The 16,457-nt window shown below is 39.3% G+C and carries 15 protein-coding genes; all 15 read right to left on the minus strand.

Annotated features, from left to right (window positions below):
• Window positions 1–27 precede the first annotated feature (27 nt).
• The 15 genes from B7E07_RS14005 to topA all read right to left on the minus strand — a co-directional run bounded on the left by B7E07_RS14005 (window position 28) and on the right by topA (window position 15,693).
• Window positions 28–645 carry a MotE family protein gene (locus B7E07_RS14005; protein ID WP_080846445.1) on the minus strand — a complete coding sequence of 206 codons (618 nt, stop codon included), beginning with the start codon at window positions 643–645 and terminating at the stop codon, window positions 28–30.
• 8 nt (window positions 646–653) lie between these two features.
• On the minus strand, window positions 654–1,097 hold the full coding sequence (gene fliJ, locus B7E07_RS14010; protein WP_080846446.1) for a flagellar export protein FliJ: 444 nt from the start codon (window positions 1,095–1,097) through the stop codon (window positions 654–656).
• A 5-nt stretch (window positions 1,098–1,102) separates the two neighbouring features.
• The gene (gene fliI, locus B7E07_RS14015) at window positions 1,103–2,419 is read right to left on the minus strand and encodes a flagellar protein export ATPase FliI (protein ID WP_080846447.1); all 1,317 of its coding nucleotides are present in this window, start codon (window positions 2,417–2,419) and stop codon (window positions 1,103–1,105) included.
• Window positions 2,419–3,183, minus strand: coding sequence for a flagellar assembly protein FliH (gene fliH / locus B7E07_RS14020; protein ID WP_176215206.1), 765 nt, complete (start codon window positions 3,181–3,183; stop codon window positions 2,419–2,421). The genes fliI and fliH overlap by 1 nt, the downstream gene beginning before the upstream one ends.
• Window positions 3,176–4,192 (minus strand): flagellar motor switch protein FliG, encoded by a 1,017-nt coding sequence (gene fliG / locus B7E07_RS14025; protein WP_080846449.1) that lies wholly within the window; start codon window positions 4,190–4,192, stop codon window positions 3,176–3,178. Before fliG ends, fliH begins: the two co-directional genes overlap by 8 nt.
• 13 nt (window positions 4,193–4,205) lie before the next feature.
• Window positions 4,206–5,804: a flagellar basal-body MS-ring/collar protein FliF gene (fliF, locus tag B7E07_RS14030; protein ID WP_080846450.1), complete on the minus strand. Its 1,599-nt coding sequence runs from the start codon at window positions 5,802–5,804 to the stop codon at window positions 4,206–4,208.
• A gap of 138 nt (window positions 5,805–5,942) precedes the next feature.
• On the minus strand, window positions 5,943–6,251 hold the full coding sequence (fliE, locus tag B7E07_RS14035; RefSeq protein WP_080846451.1) for a flagellar hook-basal body complex protein FliE: 309 nt from the start codon (window positions 6,249–6,251) through the stop codon (window positions 5,943–5,945).
• A 15-nt stretch (window positions 6,252–6,266) separates the two neighbouring features.
• The gene (flgC, locus tag B7E07_RS14040; protein ID WP_080846452.1) at window positions 6,267–6,716 is read right to left on the minus strand and encodes a flagellar basal body rod protein FlgC; all 450 of its coding nucleotides are present in this window, start codon (window positions 6,714–6,716) and stop codon (window positions 6,267–6,269) included.
• 2 nt (window positions 6,717–6,718) lie between these two features.
• Window positions 6,719–7,111 carry a flagellar basal body rod protein FlgB gene (gene flgB, locus B7E07_RS14045; RefSeq protein WP_080846453.1) on the minus strand — a complete coding sequence of 131 codons (393 nt, stop codon included), beginning with the start codon at window positions 7,109–7,111 and terminating at the stop codon, window positions 6,719–6,721.
• A gap of 774 nt (window positions 7,112–7,885) precedes the next feature.
• Window positions 7,886–8,665, minus strand: coding sequence for a GTP-sensing pleiotropic transcriptional regulator CodY (codY, locus tag B7E07_RS14050; RefSeq protein WP_080846454.1), 780 nt, complete (start codon window positions 8,663–8,665; stop codon window positions 7,886–7,888).
• Between the two features lie 196 nt (window positions 8,666–8,861).
• On the minus strand, window positions 8,862–10,268 hold the full coding sequence (gene hslU, locus B7E07_RS14055; protein ID WP_080846455.1) for an HslU--HslV peptidase ATPase subunit: 1,407 nt from the start codon (window positions 10,266–10,268) through the stop codon (window positions 8,862–8,864).
• A 15-nt stretch (window positions 10,269–10,283) separates the two neighbouring features.
• Window positions 10,284–10,826 (minus strand): ATP-dependent protease subunit HslV, encoded by a 543-nt coding sequence (gene hslV / locus B7E07_RS14060; RefSeq protein ID WP_080846456.1) that lies wholly within the window; start codon window positions 10,824–10,826, stop codon window positions 10,284–10,286.
• Window positions 10,827–10,929: 103 nt separating this feature from the next.
• The gene (gene xerC, locus B7E07_RS14065; protein ID WP_080849200.1) at window positions 10,930–11,829 is read right to left on the minus strand and encodes a tyrosine recombinase XerC; all 900 of its coding nucleotides are present in this window, start codon (window positions 11,827–11,829) and stop codon (window positions 10,930–10,932) included.
• Window positions 11,830–11,884: 55 nt separating this feature from the next.
• Window positions 11,885–13,192: an FADH(2)-oxidizing methylenetetrahydrofolate--tRNA-(uracil(54)-C(5))-methyltransferase TrmFO gene (gene trmFO, locus B7E07_RS14070; protein WP_176215207.1), complete on the minus strand. Its 1,308-nt coding sequence runs from the start codon at window positions 13,190–13,192 to the stop codon at window positions 11,885–11,887.
• Between the two features lie 425 nt (window positions 13,193–13,617).
• Window positions 13,618–15,693 (minus strand): type I DNA topoisomerase, encoded by a 2,076-nt coding sequence (topA, locus tag B7E07_RS14075; RefSeq protein ID WP_080846458.1) that lies wholly within the window; start codon window positions 15,691–15,693, stop codon window positions 13,618–13,620.
• Window positions 15,694–16,457: the final 764 nt, after the last annotated feature.

Genomic DNA, 16,457 nt, shown 5'->3' on the forward strand with positions numbered 1-16,457 from the left:
CCCCTTCTATCGATCGGAAAGCAAGGATTACTCGTCAGCTTCTTCATTCTCCTTAGCAGCTGTCAGCAAACCTGTCATACGAGCAGCATTTGCCGGATCCAAATTTTCCATAATGGCTGCTAGTGTATCTGGCTTAACATTTGCCAAGATGCGCACTGCTTCAGCATCATCCATTTCTGTCAGGATCGGTGCAGCTTTTTTAGCAGAAATTGTTTCATAGGTTTTAATGATATCTTTAAAGGCTCGTTTATTTTCATCACGAATCGCTCTAAGTTCATCTACTTCCTGCTGAAGCCTTTCTTTCTCCAGCTGCGCCCGCTCAATGTCTAAGTCCTTTGTCTCCAGCTGACCTTCCAGCTGAGTAATTCTAGCTTCCCTGTCTTTTATATCGGCTTCAAGCTCAATCACTTTGTTTTCAAATTCTTCCATACTGGAGATTTCCTCTTCACTAAAGAGCGAAGACAGAAATGGTATTTTTTGGCCATATTCTTTTGTGACTTGGAAAACGTTGTGGCCAAGCAGTGTTAAGACAAGAAGCATAACGGCAAGAGCAAAAAGCAGCGGAATCAGAAACCAGTATAGAAACTTTTGAAATTTGCCCGTCTTATTGTGATTTCCTTCAAGTTCTTCTTTATTTTTCCCCATTCGACCACCTAATTTCCTCGATTGACGAAATGCTGTATCGAAATATCATCCATTTGTCTGCCCTCTAGCTGTTTTAATTCTTCATAAAAAAGTTCTTTGCTTTTTTCTTTCATTTTTTCATATTTTTTTACTTCGATATTTTTTTCCATTAAGCGTTCTTGAAAATAGTTCATTTGACTTCTAGTGTTCATCACCATTTTTTGAAAATGATGAATCGTTTTTTCAAGATTGCCAACAAATTGCTGGTGATGCCTAATCTCTTGAACAGGCAATCCGTTCAGCAGGCGCTCTGATTGAAAGGATTCTAGATCCTCTTTTTTCTTAAGCAATTCATATAGCTTTTCAGCTGCATCTTCAAATCGTTTAACAGATTGGTTATACAGATCAAGGGCTTCGTCTTTTTCCCGTTCACGAATTGATAATACTTTATTGAATTTAAATTGAAACTGCATTTGGGTCAGTCTCCTTTGCCGGTAATGCGATAAAGTTGCTGAATGCTTTCGTCAATCGATATTTTTTCATGTGTTCTTTGTTTCAAAAAGGCTGTAATCAGCGGGTAAAGTCTAATGGCTTCATCAATTTCTGCTGAGGATCCTTTTTTATAAGCACCAATGTTTATTAAGTCTTCTGAATTGATATAAATACTTAAAAATTGCCTCAGCCTCTCAGCTGCCTGCACATGGGCCGGTGCTGAAATCTGATTCATAACCCTGCTCACACTCTTTAGAACATTAACAGCAGGATATTGGCCCTTATTGGCTAATGCACGATCTAACACAAAATGTCCATCTAAGATTCCACGGACTGTGTCAGCGATCGGTTCATTCATATCGTCACCATCAACGAGCACCGTGTAAAATGCCGTAATAGTGCCGGCTTCATTTGTGCCTGTCCGTTCAAGAAGCTTAGGCAAAATAGCAAATACAGAAGGTGTATATCCTTTTGTGGTTGGCGGTTCGCCGACTGCCAGTCCAACCTCACGCTGTGCCATTGCTACACGAGTAACGGAGTCCATCATAAGCATGACATTTAAGCCTTTATCCCGAAAATATTCGGCTATTGCTGTGGCTGTATAGGCACCTTTAATCCTCATTAAAGCGGGCTGATCCGAGGTGGCTACAACAACAATTGACCTTTTCAGTCCCTCTGGACCTAGATCTTTCTCAATAAACTCGCGAACTTCACGGCCACGTTCTCCTATAAGAGCTATTACATTTAGATCGGCCGTTGTATTTCGGGCAATCATTCCGAGCAATGTGCTTTTTCCCACACCACTTCCTGCGAAAATCCCGACACGCTGCCCTTTTCCAACGGTTAACAAGCTATCAACCATACGAACTCCGACTTCAATAGGCTCATGTATAGGCGGTCGTTTTAGAGGATTCGGCGGATTTTGATCTGTTGGAACACTTGTTAACCCTCTCGGCAAACTGCTTTCATCAAGCGGTCTGCCTAATGAATCAATCGCCTTGCCGATTAATGCTGCACCAACTTTTATTTCCAATGGATTGCCTGTTGCTTCCACTAAACTGCCAGGTGCAATTTCATTCAATTCTGTATAAGGCATGAGAATAACATTCTCGTCCTTAAAGCCGACGACTTCAGCTAATATTTTTGTTTTTCTTTTTTTTCCAATATGAATATAACAGACATCACCGATTGAACTCTCTGGACCTTGTGACTCGATCATAAGCCCCACAACCCGTTTTACTCTTCCATAGCGCTTAAAGCTATCGATCTCATCCAGATAATCTAGTGCAATATCCAACTGCATTAATGGTCACTCTCCAATTTCTCAAATAGCTTGACCTTTATTTCATTAAGCTGGCTGTCAACAGCTGCATCAATACGGCCGCTGTCAGATTCAATTACACAGCTTGTTTCTGCTAGTTCATCGTTAGGAAAAATATATAATTTCGTTTCTTTAGGAAAGACAGCCATTAATTCATCTTTATGTTCTACAAGCAGCTCATATTGAGTTGGGTGAACATGCAGCTGAACGTCACTTTGTTCTCTAGCCTCTTTAAGAGCACGTATTACATAAGTTAAATAATGCTCTTCATTTGCTGTTAGCTCTTCATTGATAATTTTCCCGGCAACCTTCATGCCAATTTGCAGAATGGTCCGGTCAGCTTGATCAACAGTTGTTTCGTAATCCTTTTTACTTATATCAACTGTCTGTTTTGCTAGCGCAATGTATTCAGCATAATCATTATAGCCCTGCTGCCTGCCTTCTTCGTAGCCGGCAGCAAAGCCTTCAGACTGAGCCTGTTCAAACAGAGCATGTTTTTCCTGCTGAAGAGACTCTCGCTCCTGGTTCATATGCTTTTCTAACATACTGACTTCTTGTCTGGCTGAATGGATCATTTGCTCAGCCTCATTTTGTGCATTCATTAAAAGCTGCTGAATTTGCTCCTCAGTGTGAGCGGGTGTTTTTCTAAGCTCAGGACCGGTTTCTCCATGATCAAACGTTTTAATCCTGATAATCTTCTGGTCTTTTTCAGGGATGTCATTTATAGCCTTATATAATCTAGACAATAATGTCATCTCCTCCGCCGCGAGCTACAATAATTTCGCCGGACTCTTCCAGTCTGCGAATAATACCAACAATTCTTGACTGTGCTTCTTCTACTTCACGCAGTCTTACAGGACCCATATATTCCATTTCGTCTTTAAATGTTTCGACCATTCGCGATGACATGTTGCTAAAGACAATTTCTTTCACTTCGTCACTGGACACTTTCAGTGAAAGCATAAGATCTTCTGTTTCACAATCACGGATAATTCTCTGAATTGCTCGATTATCAAGTGTAACAATATCTTCAAATACGAACATTCTTTTCTTAATTTCTTCTGCTAATTCAGGATCTTGAATTTCAAGTGCATCCAGGATGGTTCTTTCTGTCGCACGGTCAACACCATTTAGTACATCAACAACTGCTTCCACTCCGCCTGTTTGTGTATAATCTTGCGTGACAGTAGCAGAAAGCTTTCTTTCAAGTATTTGTTCCACTTCATTAATGATCTCTGGTGATGTGCTATCCATTACTGCAATTCTTCTTGCAATATCCGCCTGCATTTCCTGAGGCAGCTCAGAAAGAATTTGCCCAGCTTGTGCTGAATCTAAATAAGAAAGAATAAGGGCAATGGTCTGGGGATGCTCATTCTGAATAAAGTTGAAAATTTGTCCAGGATCAGCCTTGCGTGCAAAATCAAAAGGACGGACTTGAAGGGAAGAAGTTAATCTGTTAATGATGACAGATGCCTGATCTTCTCCAAGTGCTTTTTCCAAGACGGTTTTTGCGTAGCCAATTCCGCCTTGTGAAATATAATCTTGAGCAAGTGCTATTTGGTGAAACTCTTCAAGGATTTCCTCTTTTGCCTCTGATTCTACTTTCTTAACCCCTGAAATTTCCAAAGTGAGTTTCTCAATCTCTTCCTCACTCAAATGCTTGTATACCGATGAAGCAACATCAGGCCCAAGGGAGATTAGCAGAATAGCTGCTTTTTGTTTGCCTGTTAATTCTTTTTGATCATTTCTTGCCACGTATAAGCCCCCCTTAGTCTTCTGCGATCCATGTTCTTAATAATTTAGCAAAATCTTCTGGCTTATCTTTTGCCATTTTTTCTAATTGCTTACGTCGTAAAGTACCTTCTGTTTCAGTCTCTTGGTTTACATCCGGAACATTAAATAATTTTTGTTCTGCCAGCACTTCTTCTTCTTCAGCAATATCATTTGCTTTCTTTCTTGCTCTGATAAATAGGAAGATTAGGACAAGGATAATCAGAAGCAATAGTCCGCCAACCACGAAGATCCACCAAGGAAGACCAGCTGCCACTTCATCAGGAAACTCTACCTTGCCGTTAAATGGCTGGACAGATACAACGATCTTATCCTGTAATGCTTCATCCGTAATTTCACCATCTACTGAATCTTTGTTAATCGTTGTTCTTACAATCGTTCCTAACATTTGTGTAATGTCATTTATACGTTCTTGCGGAAGTGAGTTAGGATCATCTGCTGTAGGTGGCTCCACCATAACCTGGATGCCTAAATCTCTAATTTTATATGGGCTTTCAACAATTTCTCTGCGAATTTTATTTACTTCATTGTTAATTGTCTCTTCAATTCGTTCGTAATCGCCATTTCCTTCAGCACCTTCGACATACGTTGTCCCCAGTGCATCAGCTGGATCTTCTCCTTGAGGGATTCCCCCAGCCTGGTCTGCATTTCCTGTGAACGTCTCTGTCACTCTCTGTGCACTAATTGCGATGCCTTCCATATTTTCTTCATCAACAGGCTGAACTAGGTTTTCTTCTCTGTTTTCTTGGGTAAAGTCTATATCAGCAGTAACAGAAACAACAACCTTTTCCTGGCCCATCAATGTTCCCAGCATACTTTGAACTTGTCTTTGCACATCACGTTCAATTTCTTTTTTAATCTCATGCTGTGCTGCAAATGTAGTGCCTGGAGAATTTTCATTATTTTTTTGATCAAAGTACTCAAAATATTGGTTCATGATGACGATATTATCTGTAGGCAAGTTTGGAACACTTTTTGAAACAAGATGATACAAAGCCTGGATTTGTGAGTCCTCAAACTGATAACCAGGTTTTGTATCAAGCACTATAGAAGCAGAAGCGGCTTCTGCAGAGTCATTAACAAAGATGCCTTTCTCCGGCAGGTTAATCATCACCTTTGCATCACTAACCCCTTCAACGCCTTTAATCAGCGTTGCAAGCTCCGTCTGCATAGCATCCAGCTTCAATACATTAAATTCATTTTCAGTCATCCCAATCCCAGCATTCTGGCTAAAGAAGGAATAATCAATCCCGCCTGATTTCGGCAGACCTTCAGCAGCAAGCTCAACAAGCAAAGTATCAGCCATCTCCTCTGGAACAAGGATGGTTGTCCCATCATTGGCTATCTCAGATTGAATGCCCCTTGCTGTTAAGTTCTCTTTAATGGCGCCAGTCTCTGAAGGAGACAAATTGCTATATAAAGGCACAAAACTTGTAGAAGATGCCCATATTGAAGCCACAATAATTACTATGATTAAAAGAACAGAAGAACCGATATACAAAGTTTTTTGCTTATTTGAACGCGATCTCCAAAACTCTTTTATCTTCGTTATAAAATTTTGAAACGATTCTTTCATCATTACCCCCCGATGGTCTGCCATAGCCTCTCAGAAAAAATTTATTTACCTATCCTCAACTAGTTAAATTCATGTCTTCTCAGGTGCTATGGCTGTTTATGCATTGTGGGCGCATAGTCCAATTAATATATTTATCTATTAAACTTGCATTCTCATCATCTCTTGATATGCTTCAATCACTTTGTTGCGTATTTCAAGAGTAGCTGTCATGGTTACACTCGCTTTTTGCGATGCAATCATTACCTGGTGCAAATCAACATTCTCTCCACGAGCTAATTTCTCAGTTAGCTTGTCCGATTGAATTTGTGTCTCATTTACTTTATTAATAGAATCCTTTAGGACGGACGCAAAATCCTTCTGCGCTTCGAATGGTGTAGTACGATTTACTGTTGTATTGTTTAAAGTCTGAACAGATTGCGACACAGGTGAAAATGTTACATTATTCATGTTCTAGTTCCTCCCTTATTTCCCGATCTCTAATGACTTCATCATCATATTTTTCGATGCATTAAACACCGTTACGTTCGCTTCATACGATCTGGTTGCACTAATTAGGTCCACCATTTCTCTAAGCGGGTCTACATTTGGCATTTCCACATACCCATCCTCATTTGCATCTGGGTGTGTTGGATCATAAACCATCTTAAATGGAGTTTCATCTTCAACTACTTCAGTTACTTTTACTCCATTTCCGATCCCTGTTTGACTGGATCGTCCCATTGCTTTATTCAGAAAGGAAGAAAATTGGCCTTCTTTTGGCTGCATGACAACTGATTTTCTGCGATATGTTTCGCCGCCATTCACACCTCTTGTTGAATCAACATTTGCCATATTAGATGAGATAACATCCATACGGAGCCTTTGAGCAGTTAAGGCAGAAGATGTCGTATTCATGCTATGAAAGATTGTCATGTTTATCTGCCTCCCTTAAGAACGTTTTGCAAACTTGATAATTTCCCGCTCATGCGATCAACCAAAGCATTATAATAGATCTGATTTGTCGCTAAATCAGACATTTCTTTGTCAATATCTACACTGTTTCCGGAGTGGTTATAAGATACATTACGTTGTGAGACTATTCCGTTCGGCGTGGAATTCGTTTTAAAATCGTAATGTCTAACATCTGTCCGATATGCCTTTTGAGAACCTGCCACAGCTTCATTTAATGTTTCCTTAAAGCTGACATCTTTCGCCTTATATCCAGGTGTGTCTACATTTGCTATATTTTGTGAAATCACTTTTTGTTTTAATGAAGAGTAATTTAATGCACCTTCAAGCGTCGAGATTGTTCCTGAAAATAGTTTCATCTTTGCCACCTCGTATTCCTAATCATTAATTTTCCTCATTTTTCCTACTCTCCGACGAAATACGACAATTTTCAACTTAAATCTAATTGTAATGAATTTGAAATAATAAGTCTATGTGCTTTCTGTTAATTTTAGTGATTCATTCGGACTATTTTCCTTCATTTTCACATATGACTTTTCTCTCTGCTGCCAGAAATCAACAAACTCGTTTTTTGTCGAATAATATCCTTACTGAGATTATATGCTGTTATACACAGAAACACAATATAGGAGTTTTTACTCAATTGGATAATAATTCACCTTGAAATAAGACTAAAATACTATTTTTAAGAATTTTATGCTCTCATTAGCATTTCGTAATAATTGAAATATATCAGCCAGTTGGCTTGTAAGAAAATTTATTACAATCTTTTTAAAAGCTTCTAATGAAAATAGAGGTTAACACTTAAGTGTCTAACCAAACTACCTTCTAACAGTCGTTATTTATATTAAGTTTACTTTTTAAACTTGAGTGAAATGAAGCGGAGGACACTCAACTCCTGCGGGAAGTAGAGGAAAGGGTGAGACCCCGCAGGAGCGTCAGCGACGAGGAGGCTCAGCTTCCTCCCCGCGGAAAGGGAGTGTCCGCAGCGCAATGGAACGGGCTTGTATTGGAAAATCACTGTATCTACAGAAGAAAGAACATTTTATTTAAATGTATTTAAGTTCGTGATCTACAATCTCGATAGTATAAAAAAAAAGCATCCAGTTCAACTGGATACTTTTTGAAATTTTTTAGTTTGACTTCAATTTTTCAAGCTCGAATAAGAATTTATCATTGAGAACTTTAATGTAAGTTCCCTTCATTCCTAATGAACGGGATTCAATGACACCAGCACTTTCAAGCTTTCTCAAAGCATTAACAATGACAGATCTTGTGATGCCGACACGGTCCGCAATTTTAGAAGCAACAAGCAATCCTTCATTACCATTTAATTCTTCAAAAATATGCTCGATCGCTTCTAATTCACTATAAGATAGAGAGCTAATTGCCATTTGAACAACTGCTTTGCTTCTAGCTTCTTCTTCGATTTCTTCTGCTTTTTCACGCAGAATTTCCATACCAACTACAGTAGCTCCATATTCTGCTAAAATTAAATCGTCATCATGGAACTGTTCTTCAACACGAGCCAAGATCAATGTGCCAAGACGTTCTCCACCGCCAATAATTGGTACAATTGTCGTTAAGCCTTCACGAAAAAGATCTTTATTTTCTACTGGGAACGCTGTGTACTCGCTGTTAATGTCCAAGTTAGAAGAAGTTTCTTGGATGCTGAATAAGTTTTTAGTATACTCTTCAGGAAATTGACGTTCTTCAAGCATTTTTTTCATACGCTCATTTTCAATTTGCTGATTGGCAGCATAACCTAGCAGCTTACCGCGGCGGCTAACAACGAAAATGTTCGCTTCAATGACTTCACTTAACGTTTCAGACATCTCTTTGAAATTAACCGGTTTTCCAGCAGCTTTTTGAAGCATTGCATTAATCTTTCTTGTTTTTGATAATAAATCCATTCTTACTTCCTCCTATTTGCTAACACAATTAACAATTATCATATTTTGAGGCTGTTTTCGTGTATATGGTTATCGGTCCCTTTAGATTTTGGTCAAAAGGGATCGATGAAAATAGCCGTAGTAAAAACTCTGCGCTAAACGTTTATTCAATGCAGGAGTGTTTTCATAATACCCTTACTAATCACTTTAAAACGACTTATAGAATGAACTGGCTTAAGTCCTTGTTTCTAGAAATGGCACCCAGTTTTTCCTCCACATATTGCGGAGTGATTGTGATTTTTTCCATAGTCACGTCTGGCGCTTCAAAAGATAAGTCTTCAAGCAGCTTCTCCAAAATCGTATGAAGTCGTCTAGCACCGATATTATCCGTATTTTGGTTCACATCAAATGCAAATTGAGCAATCCTACGAATAGCATCGTCAGAAAATTCAATTTGTATACCCTCTGTTTCTAATAAAGCCTGATATTGCTTAATAAGGGCATTATCCGGTTCAACGAGGATTTTAAAGAAATCATCAACCGTAAGCTTTGTAAGCTCCACACGGATTGGAAAACGACCCTGCAATTCCGGTATTAAATCAGAAGGCTTTGCAATATGAAACGCTCCAGCCGCCATAAATAGGACATGATCTGTTTTAACAGAACCATATTTGGTTACAACCGTTGACCCTTCCACAACTGGAAGAATGTCTCTTTGCACACCTTCTCTTGATACATCTGCAGAAGATCCGCCGCTATTTTTACTGGCAATTTTATCAATTTCATCAATAAAAATAATTCCAGACTGTTCCGCTCTAAAAACAGCTTCCTGGCCAACCTCATCCATGTCAATCAGCTTTTGTGCCTCTTCATTTGTTAGAACCTTTCTTGCTTCTCGTACCGTCAGCTTGCGCTTCTTTTTCTTCTTTGGCATAAAGCCGCTAAGTGCGTCCTGCATATTCATGCCCATTTGTTCCATACCTGAACCCTGGAGCATATCAAACATTGATGGCTGCTGTTCTTCAACCTCAACAGTGATCATTTCATTTTCAAGTTCGCCAAGCTCTAGCTTCATTTTGATGACTTTGCGTTTTTCCTGTAAAGAAATGTCTTCATTATTTGACTGTTCTTGTTCAGTTTGGTCATTTCCGCCTCCAAATAGCATCTCCAGCGGATTTTTATAAGCAGTATTTTTCTTACTGCTTGGCACCAGCAGAGAAACGAGCCTGCGGTTTGCATTTTCTTCTGCACGCTCTTTTACACTGGCCATCTTCTCTTCTTTTACAAGCCGTACAGACGTTTCGACCAGATCTCTTACCATTGATTCAACATCTCGGCCAACATAGCCTACTTCCGTAAACTTAGTTGCTTCGACTTTAACAAATGGTGCACCAACTAATTTAGCCATTCTTCTTGCAATTTCAGTTTTCCCGACACCAGTAGGCCCAATCATCAAAATATTTTTTGGACTGATTTCATCGCGAAGCTCTTCATCTAATAGTGCTCTGCGATAGCGATTGCGCAAAGCAACAGCGACTGCTTTCTTTGCATCCTTCTGCCCAATAATATACTGATCTAAACGATCCACAATTTGCCTTGGTGTTAAATTTGTTCCTTTTGCCATTTTGAGCACTCCCCTCTATAATTCTTCTACAACGATATTATGGTTTGTATATACACAAATTTCTGCAGCCATTTCGAGCGAAGCTTTGGCAATTTCTTTAGCAGTTAAATGTTCTCCTGCATACCTCTTTAAAGATCTGCCGGCAGATAGAGCATAGTTACCGCCTGAACCAATAGCTAAAATACCATCATCCGGTTCTATAACTTCCCCTGTGCCTGAAATAAGTAAGAGGCTTTCAGCATTCATGACGATCAGCATTGCTTCCAGTTTTCGAAGCACTCTGTCACTTCTCCACTCTTTTGCAAGCTCTACAGCCGCTCTTTGCAAATTCCCATTATATTCTTCAAGTTTCCCTTCAAACTTTTCAAATAATGTAAAGGCATCAGCAACAGATCCAGCAAATCCGGCAACCACTTTCCCATTAAAAAGCTTTCTAACCTTTTTGGCCGTGTGCTTCATCACAACCGCATTACCGAATGTAACCTGTCCATCACCAGCCATTGCGCATTCACCATTATGCTGTACAGCAAAGATTGTTGTTGCATGAAATTGAGACATCCTAATTCCTCCTTCTGGAGAGTCATTTATTTAATAGGGTAAAACGCCCATTAAAAGATCTATATTCATTAATAACCAAAAAACAAAACAGTTATGACAAATTTTAAGCTCTAGGATGATGTGTCATGTATGTATTTCGCAAGTATTCATTCGTTACATGTGTATAAACTTGAGTAGAAGATAAGAAAGCATGCCCTAATAGCTCTTGTACGGTCCGCATATCTGCTCCATTTGCCAGTAGATGAGTAGCAAAGGTATGACGCAGCATATGGGGATGAATTTTCCCTGTTAGAGATGATTTTTCAATCAATTTATCAAGGACATTGCGGATGCCTCGTTCGCTGATAGCATTCCCGCGGTAATTTAAAAACAAATAATCATTTTCTCCGCCTTTAAGCAATTCTTCTCTGCCATTATGTATATAAGTCTGCAGTGCTTCATGAGCAAAACTGCCAAAGGGAATATAACGATCCTTGCTTCCTTTCCCATGGACAAGCACAGTAGAAATGTGAAAATCCAAGTCTTTCAAGCGGATCTTCGTACATTCACCTACACGCATGCCTGTTGCATAAAGCAGCTCCAGCAGCGCTTTATTACGCTGTCCTAGGGCTGTGTCCGTTTCACAGGCTTCAAACAAGACCCGAAGCTCTTCTTCGTAAAAAAACTGCGGCAGTCTTTTCTCGCTTTTTGGAATAGACACAAGTGAAAATGGATTCTCTTCAATGATCTTTTCCCTTACAAGGAATTTAAAAAAGCTGCGGAGACAAGAAATTTTTCGGGCTACCGATTTTCTTTTCAGCTTCTTATTATAAAGATCTGTTAAAAAAATTCTCACGTCACTATATTGAACCTGATTGATTGTTTCAATCCCTTGTTCAGACATGAACAAGAAAAATTCACGAATATCATAGTGATAATGTTCAATAGTGTATTGTGAATAATTCTTTTCGATTTGTAAATATTCAATAAATAGATTTAAAGAAACGTTTACATTCAATGGAATCACCTCGCAAGAGCTACTAAATATTATCACACATCAGCAGCTCTTGCAAGGAACTTTACAAATTTTTCACAAAGTTCTGAATTGTTTGTAATGCTCTATTTGCATGCTGTTCATTTCTTTCACTTTTCCCTTTTATTTTCACAGGTAAATCAGGGAATAAACCAAAGTTAGCGTTCATAGGCTGGAAGTTTTTCGAGTTGGCTGTTGTAATATAACGAGCCATGCTGCCAATCGCTGTCTCATGCGGGAATTCAACAGGATCCTTGCCTTCGACGAGTCTTGCTGCATTAATCCCAGCAACTAATCCGCTCGCTGCCGATTCAACATAGCCTTCTACTCCAGTCATTTGGCCTGCAAAGAACAGATCCGAACGATTCTGGAATTGATATGTGGCACGCAGAACTTTAGGCGAATTAATAAATGTGTTTCTGTGCATTACACCGTAACGGACAATTTCAGCATTCTCCAGCCCTGGTATTAAGCGAATAACTTCTTTCTGAGGTCCCCATTTTAAATGCGTTTGGAAGCCTACAATATTATAAAGAGTTCCTGCTGCATCATCCTGGCGCAGCTGTACAACTGCAAATGGACGTTTCCCTGTTTTAGGATCCTCTAAACCAACTGGCTTCATGGGACCAAAAAGCATTGTCTTTTTCCCGCGGCCCGCCATTACTTCAATCGGCATGCAGCCTTCAAAAAAGATCTCTTTTTCAAATTCTTTTAAAGGAACCGTCTCCGCTGATACTAACGCCTGATAAAAGGTTTCAAATTCCTCTTCAGTCATTGGGCAGTTCAAGTATGCTGCTTCCCCTTTGTCATAACGGGATTTTAAGTATACTTTGTCCATATTAATGGAATCTTTTTCAATAATTGGTGCGGCTGCATCATAAAAGTATAAATACTCTTCACCTGACAGCTGCTTTAGTTTTTCGGATAAAGCAGGACTTGTCAGCGGACCGGTTGCAATTACGGTTGGGCCTTCAGGAATTTCGGTTACTTCTTCTTGAATAACAGTTACATTCGGATGATTTTTCACTTGCTCAGTAACACGGCCCGCAAAGTCATGACGGTCAACCGCAAGCGCTCCACCAGCAGGAACAGCACTTTGGTCGGCAGAGTTAATAATCACCGAGTTCAGATTTCTCATTTCTTCTTTTAGGACACCTACTGCATTGGTTAAATTGTTCGCACGCAGAGAGTTGCTGCAGACCAGTTCAGCAAATTTATCAGTATGGTGAGCAGGCGTCTGTTTAACTGGTCTCATCTCATATAAGCGAACCTGGATTCCGCGGTTTGCAATCTGCCATGCTGCTTCACTTCCAGCTAAACCGGCTCCAACTACATTTACGACTTTATTTTCCAATTTAAATACCTCCAATATCGAACAATCATGCTGACGAAGACAATCTATAGCATGCATAATCATCCCAACTATACTTTAAAGCGATAAAGCGTGTGATATACTCAAAGAAAACTTTTGCAAAATGCTTTATACAGAAGATCATCTATGTAAACCTTTGATTGGATATAAATTACGATCCAATGTCTTATATACGTTTTAGATCGACGATTCGTTTCATTTTGTTTTAATACGCTCATTTTCGGTTTTAAAAGCATTTACTATTCCTTTTTCAACAGGAATATGTTAAATATCCAATCTGCATTGTACAACACGATTCGGAAAAAGGAAAGCAAGAGCTCTCTTTTCTCTGAAATTCTCCTCAACAGCCCCATAAATACAGGTTTTATCCTCCTAAATAATTGAAAAGAGCAGGCGTTTGCCTGCTCTTACTTTTGAGGTTCTTCTTTATAGTCACATTCAACACATTGTACTTGGACGCCTTTTTTAAGCTTTTTCTCCACTAGTGTGTTTTCACATTTTGGACAGCTGCGGGCAAGCGGCTTATCCCAGGAAATAAAGTCACACTCCGGAAAACGATCACAGCCATAGAAAATACGTTTCTTTTTACTTTTTCTTTCTATTATATTGCCTTCCTTACACTTCGGACACTTCACACCGATTTCTTTTACAATTGGTTTTGTGTTCCGGCAATCTGGAAAATTGCTGCAAGCCATAAACTTTCCGTATCGTCCCATTTTAAAGACCATTGGGCTGCCGCACATTTCACAGTCTTCACCGGCAGGTTCATCTTTAATCTCGACAGATTGCATTTCCTTTTCTGCTACTTCTAAATGTTTTTCAAAGTCCCCATAGAAATCGTCTATTATTTTCACCCAGTTTATTTTGCCTTCTTCAATGTAATCAAGATCCTGCTCCATCTTGGCAGTAAACTCAACATCAAGGATGTCAGGGAAAAATTCCAATATAAGCTCTAAAACGATTTCGCCGAGCTCAGTCGGAATAAAGCGCTTATTATCGAGTGAAACATAGCCTCGCTTTTGAATGGTATCCAAGGTCGGAGCAAATGTGGATGGGCGGCCAATTCCCAGTTCTTCCATTGTTCTTACAAGCCTTGCCTCTGTATATCTTGGCGGAGGCTGTGTAAAATGCTGCTTCGGTTCAATATCTTTTTTAAGAACCTCGTCTCCTTCCTGAAGGTTTGGCAGCATATTATTTTTCTCTTCTGATTGGTCATCCGAACCTTCCACATAAACTTTCATGAAACCCTGGAATTTCACTTTTGAGCCTGTTGCTCTAAAAATAACCGGGCCATTTTTTAAATCAACACTCATCGTATCCATAATCGCTGGAGCCATTTGACTGGCAACGAACCGCTCCCAGATCAGTCTGTATAACCGAAGCTGATCTCGAGATAAATACTCCTTCAATCCGGATGGCTCTTTTAACGTGCTTGTCGGTCTAATCGCTTCATGGGCGTCTTGAGTATTGGCATTCTTCTTTTCTTTCTTTTTATCTGCTGAAAGGAATTCCTTCCCAAAGGTCTGTTCGATATAATTAGCAGCTTCTGTTTGAGCCACTTCGGATATTCTTGTCGAGTCTGTTCTCATATACGTGATGAGACCTACTGTGCCTTCTTTGCCTAAGTCAATTCCCTCATACAGCTGCTGAGCAAGCATCATTGTCTTTTTGGCACGGAAGTTGAGCTTACGCGCAGCCTCCTGCTGAAGGGAAGAAGTTGTAAAAGGAACAGCGGCATTTCGTTTTCTTTCTTTTTTCGTTACGGAAGAAACTGTAAAGCTGTTTCCTTTCATTTTCTTCAATACATCTTTTACCTCAGCCTCTGAACCTAATTCAACTTTTTTCCCATCTATTCCATAAAAAGAAGCTTCAAAAGCCGTTTTCCCTTTAAGGAATTCACCATCTATTGACCAATACTCTTCTGGAGTAAATTGCTTAATTTCATTTTCACGGTCAATAATTAATCTTACTGCAACAGACTGAACTCTTCCTGCGCTTAAGCCCTTCTTTACCTTTTTCCATAATAGCGGACTAATATTGTAGCCTACCAGTCTATCTAACATTCTTCTGGCCTGCTGAGCATCAACGAGGTCCATATTAATGGCACGCGGATGCTTGAAGGACTCTTTTATTGCATCTTTTGTAATTTCATTAAATACAACTCGGCAATCAGAAGCAATATCGATATCCAGACTATGTGCTAAATGCCAGGCAATTGCTTCCCCTTCACGATCCGGGTCAGCCGCGAGGTAGATTTTTTTTGCTTTTTTGGCAGCTGTTTTTAATTCTTTTAGAACAGGGCCTTTGCCGCGAATAGTAATATATTTAGGTTCGAAATTATTTTCAACATCTACACCCATTTGGCTTTTGGGCAGGTCTCGGACATGTCCCATCGATGCTTTCACTTTATATTTTTTGCCGAGATAACGCTCGATCGTTTTTGCTTTTGCTGGTGATTCTACTATTACTAAAAACTCAGACATCTATTGTCCTCCTTAAGAGGGGTTAATTTTTTCATTATGATCATGATTCCCTTATTTATCGATTTTTTTAAGCTGTTTTCGTAAACATGGTTGCTGTGAACTTAAATGAGCAGAAGTTGATTTCCGCTCCAGGCGCTCGCTTTCCGCGGGTGGGCGCTGAGCCTCCTCGTCACTTACGCTCCTGCGGGGTCTCACCTATCCCACTTCTCCCGCAGGAGTCTCGCACCTTCTGCTCCAATCAACGAGTCTTTTATCCAATAGAAAACTTATCCAAAAACAACAAACTTTTAGAAAAGAGCCTTTTTTAACTATATTTTGATTTACATTTATTCAGAAGTCCATGAAATACTCATTATTATTCATCATGTTATTCAGCTTTGTCAAATTTAACCTTAAAACTGAATAATCATTTCATTGAATATTCACTCTACATTCATCTAATTAAGCATCATATTACAGTCTTTAAGAAAATGAAATCGGTGACAAACATCTGTTGCAAAATGTATAACAGTTTTTATAGAAATTCAAGCTTTTTACACAAATTCCTTTATTTTTGACTGTAATTATTTATAAAAAGTTCTATTTTAGCTAAAAAAGACTATTTGCTCTCAAAGATTTTCACTTGTAATTAAGCTCTTCCAGAATGTCTTCTGCCTTCATAATTAACTTTGCTCCTTTTTGGATTAGCTCGTTTGTTCCCTCGGATTGCGGATCAGCTACATTACCTGGAATTGCAAACACGTCTCTGCCTTCATTCAGTGCGG

The organism is Cytobacillus gottheilii (assembly GCF_900166665.1).
Lineage (GTDB): Bacteria > Bacillota > Bacilli > Bacillales > Cytobacillaceae > Cytobacillus > Cytobacillus gottheilii_A.